The following is a 15441-nucleotide window of genomic DNA, read 5'->3' as shown; positions in this document are numbered from 1 at the left end:
TACAATGTCACGTTTCACCAGGGGATGGACCTGCGCGGACTCAAGGGATTTCGCAGACTCGGCAACCTCAACTCCGCAGCGGGCCCTCGCACGAGTAAGGAGCCGTCCCCGCCCGCCCGTTGGACCAGATGTCGGTCCTCCCGAAGGAGCAGTTCATGTCCGGGAAGTTGTTGCCGGCCTTGAGGCTGCGTTCCAGCAGGTAGTAGTCGACGGTCCCGCTCATGTCCCGGAAGACCGCGTCGGGGCTGCCGGCGTCGGTGAGGTTGGCGGTGATGCGGCCGGTACAGGCGAAGCGCCGCTTGCCGGGCCCCGGTACGGCCTCGCGGCACTCGGCGCCGATGCCGGTGGCCGAGGCCAGCGCCGTGCCGGCCTCCCCGGCGTCGCCGTACTTCAGCGACTGCGGGGGCTGGAAGGTGGTGTCGGGCACGAACAGGTCGTCCACGCGGGCGATCTGCGCGTCGAGGAAGGCGTCGTACGCGCGCTGGAGACCGCCGTCGCCGGACATCCGCTCGCGCCAGGCGTCGAAGCCGGAGACGTCGTTGCCGCGCAGATGCCCGTACATGGCGGCGAGTTGGGCCGGGCGCTCGCGCCACAGGAACTCGAAGAAGGTGCCCGCGTAGTCGTAGAAGCGGAAGCCGTCCCCGTCGTACGTGGCGTGCAGGAGCTGCCGCACGGTCATGCGCGGCCGCCCGTTCGCGGTGTCCGCGATGACGCCGCGCACCAGCGCCTTGCGCACCGCGATCCCCTCGTGCCGCGTCGCACCGTCGAAGAACTCGGCCGTGCCCTCGTCCATCGCGGTCGTGCGGTCGCCCTCGTACCAGGGGCCCTCGCCGAAGGAACCGGGCACCGCCCAGCGGCCGTTGAGGTAGTGCGTGTACTCGTGGCGGAAGAGCTCCTCCAGCGTCAGCGAGGAGTCCTGCGGCACGCGGCGCTGGTAGGTGTAGAAGGTCGCGCCGCGCTCGATGTAGATCCCGCCGTTGTCGGTGCCCATGCCGGTGAGCAGCGGGTGGTAGGTCTCGTAATCGGCGCGCGAGGCGTACAGCACGATGTTGAGGGTGGTGTTGGTGTCCCCCGCGAGCGGTTCCGTGGTGCCGAGTACGCGGTGGAACTGCGCCCTGACCTGCTTGCTCGCGTAGTAGAGCTGGTCCACGGCGGCCTCGTCCAGCGCGGTGCGCACCTTGATCCCGCCGCTGTCGTACGTGTAGGTGCGCGGGAAGATGCGGCGCTCGATGTCCGCCTTGCACACCCGGTAGGGCGCGCAGGCGTCGTACGCGACGAGCCAGCCGGCGACCTTGGCCCACGGCTGGCTGCCCTCGCCGAAGTTGCGGGTGGTGGTGTCCACGAGGGCGCCCAGGTCGCGGACGATGTCCGGCTTGAGCGCGTCGATCTGGCCGAAGCGCCCGTATTCGCCGAGCGCGTCGCGCACGACCCACGCGTTGGCCGTGCCCTTGAGGTGGGTGTACGAGGCGAAGTCCTGGAAGGCGGCGCGGTACGCGGCGTCGCGCGTGACCGCGTCGCGGAAGGCGGTGTCGTTGTTGCCCGGATAGACGCCGAGGTAGTTCACCGACAGCGCGGCGAGCGCGGAACCGCCCCACGCGGCGCTCGTGTTCGTCGCCGGGTGACGGGCGTCCATGGTGGCCAGCACGCGCTTGACCAGCGGGAGTTGGTGCTGCCGCAGTCCGGGTGAGCTGGCCGCGTAGAGCGCCTCGCGCAGCGTGTCGGCGTTGGCGCGGGTGGCCTCGAAGGTACGGGGTGCCGCACCGAAGGCGTCCGCTGCGCGGCGGACGGCGTCGACGGTCACCGGGTCGGTGAGGTCGATCTCGGAGCGCGAGAAGTCGTGGTACGCCGCCGCGTGCAGGTACGTGAACATCTCGTACAGGTGGCTGCCGTTGGCGCCGTCGTGCGCCGCGGAGAGCGCGGCGATGCGGCGGGCGACGGCCTGGGCGTGGGCCGGGGAGAACACGGGGGCGAGCCGCGCGTCCCACGTCCACAGGAGGTCGCGGAGGCAGCCGTCGCCGGTCACCGCGGGGTCGGCGAGGAAGGCGACGAGGCCGTCGGGGCTCAGGCGGGTGAGGGCGTCGAGCGTGCAGGGGACGCCGGCGGCGGTCGGGCGGGTGGCGCCGGGCTTCTGCTTGTTCCGCGCGCCGGGGGTGCGGCCCTGGGGCAGGCCGCCGGGCGGGGGCGCGGGACTCGGCTTCGCCTTGGGCGCGGCGGCGAGTCGCTTCACCCTGTCGCCCGGGTCGGTGCCGCTCGCGCCGCGCGGCGCGTGCGGCGCGGTGGCGGTGGTGCGTTCCTCTCGACCGTCGTCGGGCCGCGCGGCCGCCTGTCCCGCGGGGACGGCGGTTGCGAGGAGGGCCGCGGCCAAGGCGGCGATGAGCAGGTGTGCGCGTACGGGTCTGCGTAAGGACACCGAAGGCTCCTGTGGGATGAGGGGGCAGTGGTGTGCGGTGTGCTGCGACGTACCAAGTGCCGACGCACCAAGTGCCCTGTCCCCGGCGGGAGTTGAGAGCGCTGACCGCCGGGATGTGACGCGTAACATAGTAATGTGACATTGCACCGACAAGTCCCGACGAATGATTCGTCCTTGTACCAGTGGCACCTCCGTTCCAGCGCTGTCGATCTCCTGTTACAGAACTGCAGGTCAAAGGCGTGCGCGGCACCATAAGGTTGTTCTCGTACGCACCGGACACACACCGCAGTTGGGGCGCAGAAGACCAAGTCCGTCCCGGGGGAAGCGTGTGTCCGGTTCTGTTCCTCTACCTGGAAGCACGAGGAAGCCGACCATGAGTGAGAACCGTCGCCGTACCGTCTCCCGCACCGCCACGCTGACCGTCGCCGCCGTCGCCGCGGCCGCGCTCCTGCCCGCCGCGAGCGCGGTGGCCGCCCCCTCCCCCGCCGCACACACCGGCGCGAAGAGCACGGCTGCGGCCTCCGCCACCACTGACGGGCAGCACGCGGCCAAGCGCACCCTGATACGCACCCAGAAGCTGGCGGGCGGCTTCACCGGCAAGGTCTACAAGGTGAGCCAGAAGGTCTTCGAGGCCGACCTGATCGCCCCGGACCCGGACACCGGCAAGCCGATCGTGTGGGACACCCTGCGTACCAACGGCGACAAGCCGGCCTACGGGGAGCACAACGGCGCCCACTTCGTGCTGCACCCGGGCGGCACCATGACCTCCTGGGTCGAGAAGGCCGAGGCCAAGCCGGCCCCGCACGCCGCGAAGCTCACGGCCTCTGCCGACAAGACGACCGTGAAGGCGTGGGAGCAGTTCCACGTGAGCGGCAAGGCCACCGGCGTACAGAAGGGGACCAAGGTGTCCCTCCAGCAGTACCAGGCCAAGAACAAGAAGTGGGCCACCCTCCCCGCCTCCACCACGGTGAAGTCCGACGGGTCCTACCAGCTCCGCGCGAAGCTCGGCCTCAAGGGCGCGAACAAGCTGCGCATGACCGGCGCGGGAGCGGTGTCGAATCCGGTGACGGTGACGGTGCGCTGAGCGGGGCACAGCGCACAGCGTTGAGCCGGGGCACGGCGCACAGCACGGACCGGCATCGCCGAGCGGAGCGTAGGCCATGGCGCACAGACGCTTGCAGACGCATACTGGTGGCGATGACAAAACCCGCCGCTCCGAAGCGGTATTTGCCTACCAGCCCCTTCAAGGCCCCGGTCACACTGCCTCCCGAGCAGTTTGCCGTGGGCGACCGGGTCACCCACGACGTGTACGGACTCGGCCGCGTGATCGGCGTCGAGGATGAGCTCGCGGTGCTCGTGGATTTCACCTCGACACAGAAGCGGATCATGAGTCCGTACGCCAAGATGAGCAAGCTGTAGGACTCAACTCCCGGCCCCGGCACGCCGGTACCTTCAGCGCCTTGTCACACACCCAATTGGGAGACGCATCATCGACGTGACCTCGTTGTTCTCCGCCCCGGAAGGGGCGCCCCGCCGTGCTACCGCGGCTTCGCCGCCTCCGGCGACGAACCCCTTCAAGGCTCAGGGCCTTGAAGAGAACGAAGCGCCCGTGCCCAAGAATGCGCAAGCATCACACCCGGGCACGGATGCGGCCCCGGCCGTCGGTTAGATCCTTCACGGACAACCCCGGTCGGGTTGCGGAAACCAAAAGCGCTCGCCGTACGACACGAAGTCGTACGGCGAGCGCTTTTAACGGCGTCGGACGCGGACGCTCATCCGCTTGCGGTCTGGGCGCTGAGCTATGCGGCCGTGCTGAAGGAGGAACGGTGCCGCTGGCGTGCGGGCCGGCTGCGCCGCGCCCGCTGCGCGGGGACGGCGGGCTTGGGCGGCTCGGTGTCGGCGACGGTGAGGGCGGTGCCCGAGGGTGTCCGGGCGCCGGTGATGCGGCTCAGGTCGGCCGACTCGGGGCGGACCCGGGTCTGCTGCGCGGTGATGTCCGCCTGCGCCATGAGGCGGTCCATGCCGCGGCGCTGCCCGGGGAGGACGAGGGTGACCACGGTGCCGGACTCCCCGGCGCGTGCGGTGCGTCCGCCGCGGTGCAGGTAGTCCTTGTGGTCGCTGGGCGGGTCGACGTTCACGACGAGGTCGAGGTTGTCGACGTGGATGCCGCGGGCGGCGACGTTGGTCGCGACCAGGACGTTCACGTGGCCGGACTTGAACGCCGTGAGGGTGCGCGTGCGTTGGGACTGCGACTTCCCGCCGTGCAGGGCCGAGGCCCGCACGCCGAGTGCCAGCAGGTCCTTGGTGAGGCGGTCCACCGCGTGCTTGGTGTCCAGGAACATGATCACCCGGCCGTCGCGGGCGGCGATCCGCCTGGTCGCCTGCCGCTTGTCGTCCGGGTGTACGTGCAGCAGGTGGTGCTCCATGGCGGTGACCGCCCCCGCCGAGGGGTCGACGGAGTGGACCACCGGGTCGGTCAGATAGCGGCGCACCAGCGCGTCCACGTTGCGGTCGAGGGTGGCGGAGAACAGCAGCCGCTGCCCCGCGGGGTCCACCTTGTCGAGCAGGTGCGTCACCTGGGGCATGAAGCCCATGTCGGCCATCTGGTCGGCCTCGTCGAGGACGGTGACCGCGACCCGGTCCAGGCGGCAGTCGCCCCGTTGCAGCAGGTCCTTGAGGCGTCCTGGCGTGGCGACCACGACCTCGCTGCCCGCCTGCAGATCGCGTGCCTGACGGTTGATCGACATGCCGCCGACCACGGTGGTCAGCCGCAGCCGCAGCGCGCGGGCGTACGGGGTGAGCGCGGTCGTCACCTGCTGAGCCAGCTCCCGGGTGGGGACCAGGACGAGCGCGAGCGGGGCCCCGGTTTCCGCGCGCCCGCCCGCGGTACGGGCCAGCAGCGCGAGCCCGAAGGCGAGGGTCTTGCCCGAGCCCGTACGGCCGCGGCCCAGCACGTCGCGCCCGGCCAGCGCGTTGGGCAGCGTCGCGGCCTGGATCGGGAACGGCGCGCTCATGCCCTGGGCGTGCAGCGTGGTCTTCAGGCGCTCGGGCATCTCCAGCTCGGCGAACGTCCCGACGGCCGGCAGCGGCGGGGTGTGCGTGTCCGGCAGGGCGAACTCCCTCGGCGGGGCGGCGGGGCGGCCCTTGCCGGCCACCCGACCACCCGGGCGCTGGGGCCGGCCCGAATGCGGGGACCCGCCCCGGCGGCGGTCGGCCTGACGCGAGCGGCGGTTGTCACGGCCGTGGCCGGTGCTGCTGTGTGAAGCGGAGGAATCAGCGGTGATACGAGCAGGGGGGTTCATGCAGAACCTTCCTCGATACGGCACGAATCGAGGAATGCACCGCAGCGCTGCGCAGCCGCATGGGAATTCGCAAGACCGAGCCGAAGAAAAGACGAATTAAACGGAGCCGACATGGCTGCCGAGTCGTCATGAAATGCGCCGGAGCGTCGCTGTACGGCGAGCGTGCAATAACGCAACGAGCTGGGACCCGCACGCAGGTGCGTGCCCCAGCTCGTCGTACGCGTCAGCGTCAGGCGGGAACGATGTTCTCCGCCTGCAGGCCCTTCTGGCCCTGCGTGACGTCGAAGCTCACCTTCTGGCCTTCGAGCAGCTCACGGAAGCCGGTGGCGTTGATGTTCGAGAAGTGGGCGAACACGTCCTCGCCGCCGCCCTCCTGCTCGATGAAGCCGAAACCCTTTTCCGAGTTGAACCACTTCACGGTGCCAGTAACCAAAATATCTCCTTCAGGGGCGGACCCGGCCCCACAGTGCGCGGGGACCGGAGCTGCCGCAATGATCACCCTCCGGAAATACCGAACCGCACAAGGCTCACTCCAGGAGACCCGGAGGAGCGCTTGCAAGTTTTTGGGGAACCACAACTGCAACTGACGTAACCGTAACACGGGCGATTCGGCGAGCGCGCGTTTTTCCCGCTTCGGATTCGCCGTGCCAAAACTCCTCACTCCGCATTATTCGTGTTTCTGTCACGGCGGAACGAGATTTTCACAAGGTGCTCAGGTGCTGGCCTTCGAGTCCGGAGCCGACTGCCGGTTGCGCAGCTCTTCGTTGAGGCGCTGGGCCTCTTCGAGCTGGTCCTCGAGGATGATGATGCGGCAGGCCGCCTCCACGGAGGTCCCCTGGTCGACCAGCTCGCGGGCCCGGGCGGCGAGCCGGAGCTGATAGCGGGAGTAGCGGCGGTGCCCGCCCTCGGAGCGCAGCGGCACGATCAGCTTGGCTTCGCCGATGGCGCGCAGGAAGGCGGGGGTGGTGCCGAGCATCTCGGCGGCCCGCCCCATGGTGAAGGCGGGGTAGTCCTCGTCGTCGAGGTTGCTCGACGGGTTGGTGGGGTTGTCTGCGGCCACTGGCACCTCTCGGGTAACGCGTCGAGGGGCCCTGGCGCCGTACGGCACCAGGGCCCCGAAGGGATCAACACCATCTTCCGGCTGTTATGACGCCGGTTTTCTCTGTCCGCACCACTGCCCGTATGGACGGGTGCGGGGATCGCGGCTGCGTGACCGGGGACCACCTTCCAATCCGGGGTCTGCGGTACCCGGGCGGACCCTTCCTGCCCGGGCGATCCCGATGGCGTATCTCTCCTCCTTCTCCTTCTGATCTGTCGTGCACTGCTAGATCCTGCAGAACTGCATGCGGCCCCTGGGGCCGTCCAGCCCGGCAGCCAGTGGCGGAGCCCTCACCATCCGGCCACGCCACTCGACTGCCGGTCCACAACCTGCTTCACCTGCATGCGGGGCAGTCCATCATCTGCCCCGCTCTTTTGATCTCTGCGAGTACGAGAAGAACGTTACCCCCACGACGCCCCCATGTCTACTCTCGCGATCACAGATTTTCTTCGCGCCCGACCTCCGGGACTCTCACCTCGGGGTATGCCGGAAGACTGCACCGGCTGCCACCGCCATGCTCCCGACGCCAGCGGGCTCCTCCCGGGGGCGGACGGGATTGCCGCAGTGGCCTCGCGGCCGCGGCCGACGTACGAAAGCGGCCCCCGGCCAAGGGAGTTGAGGCCGGGGGCCGCTGCATGTTCGGTGCGTGTGGTCGCCGCGCGTGGTCGCTGTGCCAGCGTCAGGTGTTACGCCTCCATCGGGAAGGCGAAGGTCTGGGCCGTCCTGCCGTCGTGCTTGTAGATGATCTTCGTCTTGCCGTGGGTGTGCTTCATGGTGAAGGTGCCGTTCGGGTCCATGCGGCTCTGCACCGGACCGGAGTCGGGGTTCACCTGGCCGGTCACGCCGTGCTCGGGGTCCGAGACGGTGGCCGTGTAGGCCTTGCTGTCCAGCTTGAGGGTCTCGCCGCTGTCGGCCTTGACCTCCTTCACGTAGTCGGTGGGCATGGCGAACGCCGCGCCGGCCGGCACCGCGAGGGCCGCGGCGGTCACCGTCGCGCCGAGGGCCGCGCGCGCACCGGTGCGGCGGAAGCGGCGCATGGACGGCATGGTCTGCTTGCGCATGACTGCTCCTTGAAGTCCTTGAAGGATGCGGAGGGCGTCCGAGTCTCATCGGACCTGGCCCGGGCGCCGGTCGGCACCCACGCTCCGCACGCTAGGCAGGCCCCGTCTCGGCCCTCCCGAGGCCGCGTATCGGCGAGGTATCGGCCGCCGCTCAGTCGCGCGGCGGATGCGCGGGCAGGCGCAGTGTGGCCAGCGCGCCGCCGTCGGGCGCGTTGGCGAACGTGAGGGTGGCGCCGATCACTTGGGCCTGGCCCAGCGCGATGGTGAGGCCGAGCCCGTGGCCGCGGCCGCGTTCGGGAGTGCCGCTGCGGAAGCGCTGCGGGCCCGCCTCCAGCAGCGCCTCCGGATAGCCGGGGCCGTGATCCCGTACGGTCACGGTCCTGCCGTCCACCGTCACCTCCACCGGAGGGGCGCCGTGCCGCTGGGCGTTGACCACGAGGTTGGCCACGATCCGGTCCAGGCGGCGGCAGTCGGTCTCGACCTCGTCCCCGGCAGCCGTACGCGCCACGGCCGCACCCTCGCGCGCCATCTCCACCGGCACCTCGGTACGGCGTACCGACTCCTCGACCACGGCGCCGATCCGGCACCGGGACACATCGGCCCGTTCCACGCCCGAGTCCAGGCGGGAGATCTCCAGCAGCTCCTCGACCAGGGAGTTCAGTACGCGGGCACGCTCGCGTACCCGGGCCGACTCCTCGCCCGGCGGCAGGAGTTCGGCCGAGACGACCAGGCCCATCAGGGGCGTGCGCAGCTCGTGCGCGACGTCCGCGGTGAAGCGCTGCTCGCTCAGCAGCCGTGCCTGGAGCGCGGCCGCCATCGAGTCCACGGCGTGCGAGATCTCGGAGATCTCGTCGCGCGAGCGCCGGGGCGCGGCGATGCGCGCGTCCAGGTCGCCGTCGGCGATCTTCCGGGCCGTTCCGGCGGCCGTACGCAGGCGCCTGCTCATCCGGTCGGCGATCACCACGACGACCGGGAGCGCGGCCACCACGGACAGCGCGACGGCCAGCGCGGTGCTGGTGTCGAGGGACTTGATGTCGTGTTCGGAAGCGGTCATGTCGACGCGCACGGACAGCATCCGGTCACCGGCCGGGCGGGCGCCCCACATGCCGGGCCCCGACTTGTCCTGCCCGGTCTCGGTGCCGCGGTGCCCCTCCCGTACGAGCTCGCGCAGCCGGGGCGGCACGCCCGGGTCGTCGAGGGCGCCGCCTGTGCCCCGTACGCTGCCGGTGCGGCTGAACACGCTGACCGCGCGGTCGAGTTGGACCAGGGCGGTCTGCCGCGCGTGGCTCATCTCGCGCGCGTACGAGAACTGGTGCACCAGCACGCCCACCACCGCGGCGACGGCGCAGGCCACCGCCGCCACCACGAGCACGAGCCGCCATCTGAGGGACACGGTCAGCAGCGCCGGAGCTTGTAGCCGAAGCCGCGTACCGTCTCGATCCGCTCGGAGCCGATCTTCGCGCGGAGGCGCTGTACGTGGATGTCGACCACCCGCGAATCGCCCTCCCACGCGTAGTCCCACACCCGGCGCAGCAGCGTCTGGCGCTCCAGCACCGCGCCGGGCGAGGCGGCGAACTCCAGCAGCAGCCGCAGTTCGGTGGGGGTGAGGTCGACGGTGCGGCCCGCCTTGCGCACCTCCATTCCGCGGGTGTCGACGGTGAGGTCGCCGAAGGTGAGCAGGTCGGGGTCGGCGTCCTCGCTCTCCGCCGGGGAGAGCGGCGCGGAGGGCGTGGACGTGGAGTAGGTGTACGTGGAGTGCGTCGGTGTGGCCTGCGGCTCGGCGGCGTGCGGCGGCGGGTAGTGCGCGCGGCGCAGCAGCGAGCGGATGCGGGCGACGATCACCGAGCTCTCGCACGGCTTGGTCACGTAGTCGTCGGCACCGGCCTCCAGCCCGGAGACCACGTCGAAGGGGTCGCCGCGCGCGGAGAGCATGAGGATCGGGGTCAGGCTCTGTTCGCGGAGCCTGCGGCACAGGCCGATGCCGTCCAGGCCGGGCAGCATGACGTCCACCAGCAGCAGGTCGGGCCGCACTTCACGGAAGAGTTCCAGCGCGCTGAGCCCGTCGTCGGCGGTGTGCACGGTGAAGCCGTACCGCTCCAGCGCCTGCCCCAGCGAGGAGCGGATGACCTCGTCGTCCTCGACGAAGAGCAGGCGGGCCCCGGCGTCGGCTCCTGGCGTGCCGGAAACGTGGGTCATGAGTCGTGGTCCTCGTGTCGTGATGCGGTCGATGAGGCGTGTGGGGTGGGGACGTACGTACGTCGGCGGGGCGCGGGACGCGGCGGACTCATCGGGAGGGCGGTCGGGCCGCGGGACCCTGCCGGCTCTCGGTGGAGACGTGACTCATGATCGTGCCGTTCCATCGGTAGCGGGCGGCGGAGACCTCGCCGTAGAGGACCTCGCGCAGGACGAGGTCGCGCCCGACGGTCTCGGCGGTGAGCCCCGGTTCGCCCCAGTGCAGCAGGACGGGGCGGACCTTGCTGCCCTCGGCGCGGTAGACCTCGACCAGGATGCGGTTGCCCGGGCCCGCGTAGCCCAGGACCAGTTCGTCCCTGCCGTCGCCCGTCAGGTCGCGGTAGACGGGTTTGCGCAGGCGGCAGGGCCCGTCGTGGCACTTGCGCAGCATGCCCTCCACGGTCGGGTTCCGGTCGGCGGCGAGCAGGTCGCGGGCCGGCACCTTCCGCAGATCCCCGTCCGGCGCGCGCACCCCGGGCACCACGTCGAAGGGCCCGCCGGCGTCCCATTCCTCGCCGGAGGGCGAGGGGGTGGGCAGGTCGGGCCACACGGGGGACGGAGTGGGCGGCGCCGAGACCTTCGAGGCGGGGCCGTTGTCGCGCAGCCCGTCGCTGGCCGTGCAGCCCGCGAGCAGGACGCCGGCGAGGGCCGTCACGCCTGTCGCGGTGACGATGCGTCGTACGCGTCCTCCCGATGGCCTGCTTCCCCGCCCTTGGTACGCCGCCGACGCGTGGGCGCTCGCTGCGCGCGGCTGCTCGTTCCGAGTGCGCGAGGAAGGCGGCGGCGCGGGTGGGGGGAGGGACGCGTGGGGCGCGGCGGGCATAACCGCAGCGTACGGCCTTCGCGCCGGGGTCCATGGCGACGCGCGGCGGAGCCCCGGCGGCGTACGGAAGGGCCGCGCGACACCGCCGGTGATGCTGTGCCCAGCGGCTTCCCGGGCCGCATGCGCCGCAGCGAGCAGACCGCACGCGTCACCACCCCGCGCCGCTGTTACACAACCGATGGCTGATCGCGCGCCGTCCGCTGGCCGGTCGCTGCTCCGCTCCGACACCGGGTGCCTAGGTTCTCCCGTACAGGCACGACGACGGGGTGACAGGAGAGATGAGCGATGGCGACGGAGTGTCCTGAGGGAGTCAGGCCGGAGGAGAGCGGGCGCGGGTCCGGCTGCGGGGAGCTGGACTTCGAGGAGTACGTGCGCACCCGGCAGGACGCCCTGCTGCGCTCCGCGCGCCGGCTGGTCGCCGACCCGGCCGAGGCCCAGGACCTCTTGCAGACCGCCCTCATCCGCATGTACCGACGCTGGGACCGCATAGCCGACAAGTCCCTGGTGGACGCGTACCTCAAGCGCACGATGATCAATACGCGCACGGAGTGGTGGCGTTCGCGCCGCCTGCGCGAGGTGCCGGTGCAGCAGCTCCCCGAGGCGCCGACGGCCGAGGACGAGATGGCGCGGTACGCGGACCGTGCCCTGCTCACCGACGTGCTGGGCCAACTCACGCCCCGCCAGCGCAGCGTGGTGGTGCTGCGGCTGTGGGAGCAGCTCACCACCCTGGAGACCGCCGAGGCGCTGGGCATGTCGCCGGGCACGGTCAAGAGCTCGCTGCATCGCGCGTTGGCGCGGCTGCGGGCGGAGTTGGAGCTGCGCGCGGAGGGGCGGGTCGGCGGGGTCCGGCCCGGTGAGGCCCGGGCTCTGCCTCGCGAGCCCGCCCGCGACGCATGAGAGCCTCAGGCCACGCCCGGCACCCGCTCCCGAGATCTGACAGCCCGGTGACATCTGCGAGCTGAGCGGCCCGCGGTGCTGGTCAGCGGCCTACGGTGAGCGCGTGAGCGCATCTCGGGACGCGGCCGGCACCTCCGGTGGCACGGCCCGCGGCAACCTCTACGACCTGTGCGCGGCCGGAGCGGGCGCGCTGTTGTTCACCCTCGCCGTGCTGATCGGGCGCCCCTTGGAGGAGGGCGAGGGGGTACTGGTGCTGCGGTGGCCGCCGTTGTACGCGCACTGGTTCCCGCACGCGGGGCCCGGCACCCCGGCGGCGCTGGTGGTGGCCGCGCTGGTGGTGGCGTACGGGCCCGAAACCGCGCGCAGGCTCCCGGCGCGCGCGCTGGCCCCGGCCTGCTGGGGCGCGGCGCTGGCCTGGAGCACGTCCCTGGCGCTGATCGACGGCTGGCGTATGGGAGTGGCCGGGCGGCTGACCACGGTGCACGAATACCTCGGCTCGGTCGGCGAAGTGCGCGACCTGGGCGCCTTCCTGCACGCCTTCACCGGCCGCATCCTGATCGACTCCCCCGGCCACTGGCCCGCGCACGTGGCCGGGCATCCGCCCGGTGCGCTGCTCACCTTCGTGGGGCTGGACCGGCTGGGGCTGCACGGGGGCGGCTGGGCGGGCGTGTTCGTGCTCCTTGTTGGTTCCTCCGCGGCGGCCGCGGTGATCGTGACGCTGCGCGCGCTGGGCGGCGAGGTACCGGCCCGGCGTGCGGCGCCCTTCCTCGCACTGGCTCCCGCCGCGGTCTGGATGGGCGTCTCCGCCGACGGCTGCTTCACCGCCGTGGGGGCATGGGCGGTCGCGCTGCTCGCGCTGGCCGTCACCCGTACGGTGCGCCGGCCGCCGCTCGCCGCGCTGGGGTCGGGGCTGCTGTTCGGGCTGCTGTGCTTCCTCTCGTACGGGCTGGTGCTGCTGGGCGCGGTGGCGTTGGCGGTCCTCGTCGCCGCTCACCGCCACCTGCGCGTGCCCGTACGGGCGTTGGCGCTGTCCGTGGTGCTCGTGGGGGTGGGCATGGCGTGCTGGTTCGTGCTCTTCGCGGCGGGCGGCTTCTCCTGGTGGGAGGGGTATGTGACGCTGCATCAGCGCTACTACCAGGGCGCGGGCGGCTTCCGCCCCTACGGATATTTCGTGTGGGCCAACCTCGCGGTGCAGTGCGTGGTCCTCGGCCCGGCCGTACTAGCCGGGCTGCGCAGAGCGGCGGCACTGCGGCGCGGCGCGCTGGTGACGCTCGCCACGGGAGCGCTCGCGGCGCTGCTGCTGGCGGACGCGTCGGGGCTGAGCAAGGCCGAGACGGAGCGCATCTGGCTGCCCTTCACCCTGTGGCTGCTGCCGCTGGCCGCCTTGCTCCCGCGCGGAACGGTCCGCTGGTGGCTGACGGCCCAGGCGACGCTCGCCCTGGCGGTCAACCATCTGCTGATGACGGGGTGGTGAGGGCGGTGAGCAGCGGCGATGGGGTGGTGCGCGGCGGGTGGCCGGGGCGCGTCAACGGGTCGCCCTCTTGCGGTAGTTCGGGGGGCGCGACCTGTGCGGGCGGCGGGTGCGAGCGGGCCATACGCGTGGCCCGCGCAGGGAGTCCATACGCGTGGTTCGTACGAGGAGTCCGTACGGGCAGGCCGGGCGCGGCATCCGTACGAGCCGGTTGAGGCGGGGGCATGAAGTTGCGGCGCGGTGAGGGCGCGAAGGTCCGGCGCTCCTGGGTGCCCCGGCGGGGGCGGGGCGCGAAGGCGTGGCGGGTACCGGTGCCGGGGCTACCGGTGTTGCCGGTACCGGGATGGGTGCGGCGGCTCAAGCGGTACGCGCCGCGCGGGCCCCTCGTGCGCTTCGCCGGCGCCCTGCACGATCCGCGTACCGCCACGGCCATCGGACGGTGGCTCGGCGCCGCCGTGCTGCTGTGCTTCGTGACCGGCCTGGTCAGCCACTTCCTCCAGGAGCCCGCCGGGTGGATGCGCGCGTTGCTGCCCACGCGGCCGGTGTGGGGGTACCGCCTCACCCAGGGTCTGCACGTGGCCACCGGCATCGCCTCCGTACCGCTGCTGCTGGCGAAGTTGTGGACGGTCTATCCGCGGCTGTTCGCGTGGCCCGTGCTGCGGGGTGTGCGGCATGCGCTGGAGCGGCTGTCGGTCGCGGTGCTGGTGGGCACGGCGCTGCTGGAGCTGTTCATGGGGCTGCTCAACACCGTGCAGTGGTACCCGTGGCCCTTCTCCTTCCGGCAGGTGCACTGGGCGCTGGCCTGGGTGCTGGCGGGTTCCCTGCTGCTGCACCTGGCGGTGAAGGCGCCGCTGATCGCCGCGCATTGGCGGCGTACGGCTACAGGTACGGGTGCCGAGCCTCGTACGGCCGGCTCCACGTCACCGGCGGACGGCGTCGAACGCGACCGGCGCTCGCTGCTGTTGGGCGTGGGCGCGGCGGTCGGCGCGGTCACGCTGGCCACCGTGGGGCAGTCGTTCACGCCGCTGCGCTGGGCCGACGTGCTCGCACCCCGGCACCCCGACCACGGCCCGCAGGGGCTGCCGGTCAACCGCACCGCCGCCATGGCGCGGGTCTCCCCCGCCACCGTGCGCGGCTGGCGGCTGCGTGTGCGGGGCCCGCACCCGTACGAGCTGTCGCTGCCGGAGTTGCGTCAACTGCCGCAGTACGAGGCCGAGTTGCCCATCGCATGCGTGGAGGGGTGGAGCAAGTCGGCGCGGTGGGGCGGGGTGCGGGTGCGCGATCTGCTGGAGCGGGCGGGCGCGCCGCGGGGTGCGGCGCTGCGGGTCGTCTCGTTGGAGCGCGCGGGCAATTACCGGGTGACGGAGATGCCCTCGGGTTACGCCCGCGATCCGCTCACTCTGCTGGCCCTGGATCTCAACGGGCGCCCGCTCACGCTCGATCACGGATTTCCGGCCCGCATCATCGCGCCGAACAGGCCCGGCGTCCTCCAGACGAAGTGGGTGCACAGCCTGGAGGTCCTGACATGAGGACGCTACGCGTCTGCTTGGGCCTTGGCGGCCTCGCGCTGCTGGTCACGGGCGTCGTGCTGCTGGTCGCCGACACGTACGCGGGGACGGTCGGCCCCGTACTGCTGTGGCTGGCCGGGGCCGTGGGCCTCCACGATCTGGTGCTGGTACCGCTGGTACTGGCATGCGGGACGGCACTGCGCCGCCTCCCGGCACGCGGGGTGCAGCGGGGCGCGCTGATCACCGGCGGCTGCCTGACCCTGATCGCCCTGCCGGTGATGCTGCGGTTCGGCACCTCGGCCAATCCGACGGTGACGCCGCTGGATTATCCGCGCGGGTGGGCGCTGTCCCTGGTGTGCGTGGTACTGGCCGCCGCGTTTTGGGTGGCGGTACGTGGAGTACCGTCGCTTTACGGGGTGCTGCGCGCGGGCGTTGTGCGCTGGTGGCGACGGGCGCGCGATTTGCGTACGCGGGGGAAAAGGAGTCGCCCGTAGCGGTCGCGGGATGGAATGGGATGCGAACATGCATGCCGGGCGAAGACATTCGGCGCGCATTCCGGCCACCCCTGCGGGCGGGTGACGGATGGCGGGTGTCCTGACATGGGCGTTCCGGAGACGCGGCGGGGTTCGGTCCCTCCG

The 15441-nt window shown here is 71.7% G+C and carries 14 protein-coding genes; 6 read left to right on the top strand and 8 right to left on the bottom strand.

What is annotated here, in order from left to right; genetic code table 11:
* Nucleotides 1–67: 67 nt before the first annotated feature.
* Nucleotides 68–2410 (bottom strand): collagenase, encoded by a 2343-nt coding sequence (locus ABEE00_RS03200; protein ID WP_345743650.1) that lies wholly within the window; start codon nt 2408–2410, stop codon nt 68–70.
* A gap of 373 nt (nt 2411–2783) precedes the next feature.
* Here ABEE00_RS03200 and ABEE00_RS03195 point away from each other — a divergent pair, with 373 nt between their 5' ends.
* Nucleotides 2784–3494: a hypothetical protein gene (locus ABEE00_RS03195; RefSeq protein ID WP_345743649.1), complete on the top strand. Its 711-nt coding sequence runs from the start codon at nt 2784–2786 to the stop codon at nt 3492–3494.
* A 113-nt stretch (nt 3495–3607) separates the two neighbouring features.
* A complete protein-coding gene (locus tag ABEE00_RS03190; RefSeq protein WP_345743648.1) occupies nt 3608–3829 on the top strand; it encodes a hypothetical protein in 222 nt (73 codons plus the stop codon).
* 380 nt (nt 3830–4209) lie between these two features.
* Here ABEE00_RS03190 and ABEE00_RS03185 read toward each other — a convergent pair whose 3' ends face one another.
* The 7 genes from ABEE00_RS03185 to ABEE00_RS03155 form a co-directional block, all read right to left on the bottom strand.
* Nucleotides 4210–5712 (bottom strand): DEAD/DEAH box helicase, encoded by a 1503-nt coding sequence (locus tag ABEE00_RS03185; protein WP_345743647.1) that lies wholly within the window; start codon nt 5710–5712, stop codon nt 4210–4212.
* A gap of 229 nt (nt 5713–5941) precedes the next feature.
* The gene (locus ABEE00_RS03180; protein WP_345743646.1) at nt 5942–6145 is read right to left on the bottom strand and encodes a cold-shock protein; all 204 of its coding nucleotides are present in this window, start codon (nt 6143–6145) and stop codon (nt 5942–5944) included.
* A 279-nt stretch (nt 6146–6424) separates the two neighbouring features.
* Nucleotides 6425–6772, bottom strand: coding sequence for a MerR family transcriptional regulator (locus ABEE00_RS03175; RefSeq protein ID WP_345743645.1), 348 nt, complete (start codon nt 6770–6772; stop codon nt 6425–6427).
* 725 nt (nt 6773–7497) lie between these two features.
* Entirely contained in the window at nt 7498–7872 is a 375-nt protein-coding gene (locus ABEE00_RS03170) for a hypothetical protein (RefSeq protein WP_345743644.1), read from the bottom strand.
* A gap of 151 nt (nt 7873–8023) precedes the next feature.
* Nucleotides 8024–9265 (bottom strand): sensor histidine kinase, encoded by a 1242-nt coding sequence (locus tag ABEE00_RS03165; protein ID WP_345743643.1) that lies wholly within the window; start codon nt 9263–9265, stop codon nt 8024–8026.
* Between the two features lie 2 nt (nt 9266–9267).
* Nucleotides 9268–10068 (bottom strand): response regulator transcription factor, encoded by an 801-nt coding sequence (locus ABEE00_RS03160; RefSeq protein ID WP_345743642.1) that lies wholly within the window; start codon nt 10066–10068, stop codon nt 9268–9270.
* Between the two features lie 88 nt (nt 10069–10156).
* Complete coding sequence (locus ABEE00_RS03155; protein ID WP_345743641.1) at nt 10157–10759, bottom strand: hypothetical protein; 603 nt, start codon at nt 10757–10759, stop codon at nt 10157–10159.
* A 453-nt stretch (nt 10760–11212) separates the two neighbouring features.
* Between ABEE00_RS03155 and ABEE00_RS03150 the strand changes: the two genes are divergently transcribed.
* The 4 genes from ABEE00_RS03150 to ABEE00_RS03135 all read left to right on the top strand — a co-directional run bounded on the left by ABEE00_RS03150 (nt 11213) and on the right by ABEE00_RS03135 (nt 15297).
* Nucleotides 11213–11824 (top strand): SigE family RNA polymerase sigma factor, encoded by a 612-nt coding sequence (locus tag ABEE00_RS03150; protein ID WP_345743640.1) that lies wholly within the window; start codon nt 11213–11215, stop codon nt 11822–11824.
* A 103-nt stretch (nt 11825–11927) separates the two neighbouring features.
* Nucleotides 11928–13298 carry a hypothetical protein gene (locus tag ABEE00_RS03145; RefSeq protein ID WP_345743639.1) on the top strand — a complete coding sequence of 457 codons (1371 nt, stop codon included), beginning with the start codon at nt 11928–11930 and terminating at the stop codon, nt 13296–13298.
* Between the two features lie 221 nt (nt 13299–13519).
* Nucleotides 13520–14824 (top strand): molybdopterin-dependent oxidoreductase, encoded by a 1305-nt coding sequence (locus ABEE00_RS03140; RefSeq protein WP_345743638.1) that lies wholly within the window; start codon nt 13520–13522, stop codon nt 14822–14824.
* Nucleotides 14821–15297, top strand: coding sequence for a hypothetical protein (locus ABEE00_RS03135; RefSeq protein WP_345743637.1), 477 nt, complete (start codon nt 14821–14823; stop codon nt 15295–15297). The genes ABEE00_RS03140 and ABEE00_RS03135 overlap by 4 nt, the downstream gene beginning before the upstream one ends.
* The last annotated feature ends 144 nt before the right edge of the window (nt 15298–15441 follow it).

This window comes from Streptomyces odontomachicola (assembly GCF_039605595.1).
Classification (GTDB): Bacteria; Actinomycetota; Actinomycetes; order Streptomycetales; family Streptomycetaceae; genus Streptomyces.
The sequence above is the reverse complement of the archived record's forward strand: the minus strand, read 5'-3'. Positions and strand labels throughout refer to the sequence as shown.

Excerpts from the sequence above, each read along its gene's own strand:
- ABEE00_RS03195 (WP_345743649.1), top strand. The coding sequence starts at position 2,784 with ATGAGTGAGAACCGTCGCCGTACCGTCTCCCGCACCGCCACGCTGACC.
- ABEE00_RS03190 (WP_345743648.1), top strand. The coding sequence starts at position 3,608 with ATGACAAAACCCGCCGCTCCGAAGCGGTATTTGCCTACCAGCCCCTTC.
- ABEE00_RS03185 (WP_345743647.1), bottom strand. The coding sequence starts at position 5,712 with ATGAACCCCCCTGCTCGTATCACCGCTGATTCCTCCGCTTCACACAGC.
- ABEE00_RS03170 (WP_345743644.1), bottom strand. The coding sequence starts at position 7,872 with ATGCGCAAGCAGACCATGCCGTCCATGCGCCGCTTCCGCCGCACCGGT.
- ABEE00_RS03160 (WP_345743642.1), bottom strand. The coding sequence starts at position 10,068 with ATGACCCACGTTTCCGGCACGCCAGGAGCCGACGCCGGGGCCCGCCTG.
- ABEE00_RS03150 (WP_345743640.1), top strand. The coding sequence starts at position 11,213 with ATGGCGACGGAGTGTCCTGAGGGAGTCAGGCCGGAGGAGAGCGGGCGC.
- ABEE00_RS03140 (WP_345743638.1), top strand. The coding sequence starts at position 13,520 with ATGAAGTTGCGGCGCGGTGAGGGCGCGAAGGTCCGGCGCTCCTGGGTG.
- ABEE00_RS03135 (WP_345743637.1), top strand. The coding sequence starts at position 14,821 with ATGAGGACGCTACGCGTCTGCTTGGGCCTTGGCGGCCTCGCGCTGCTG.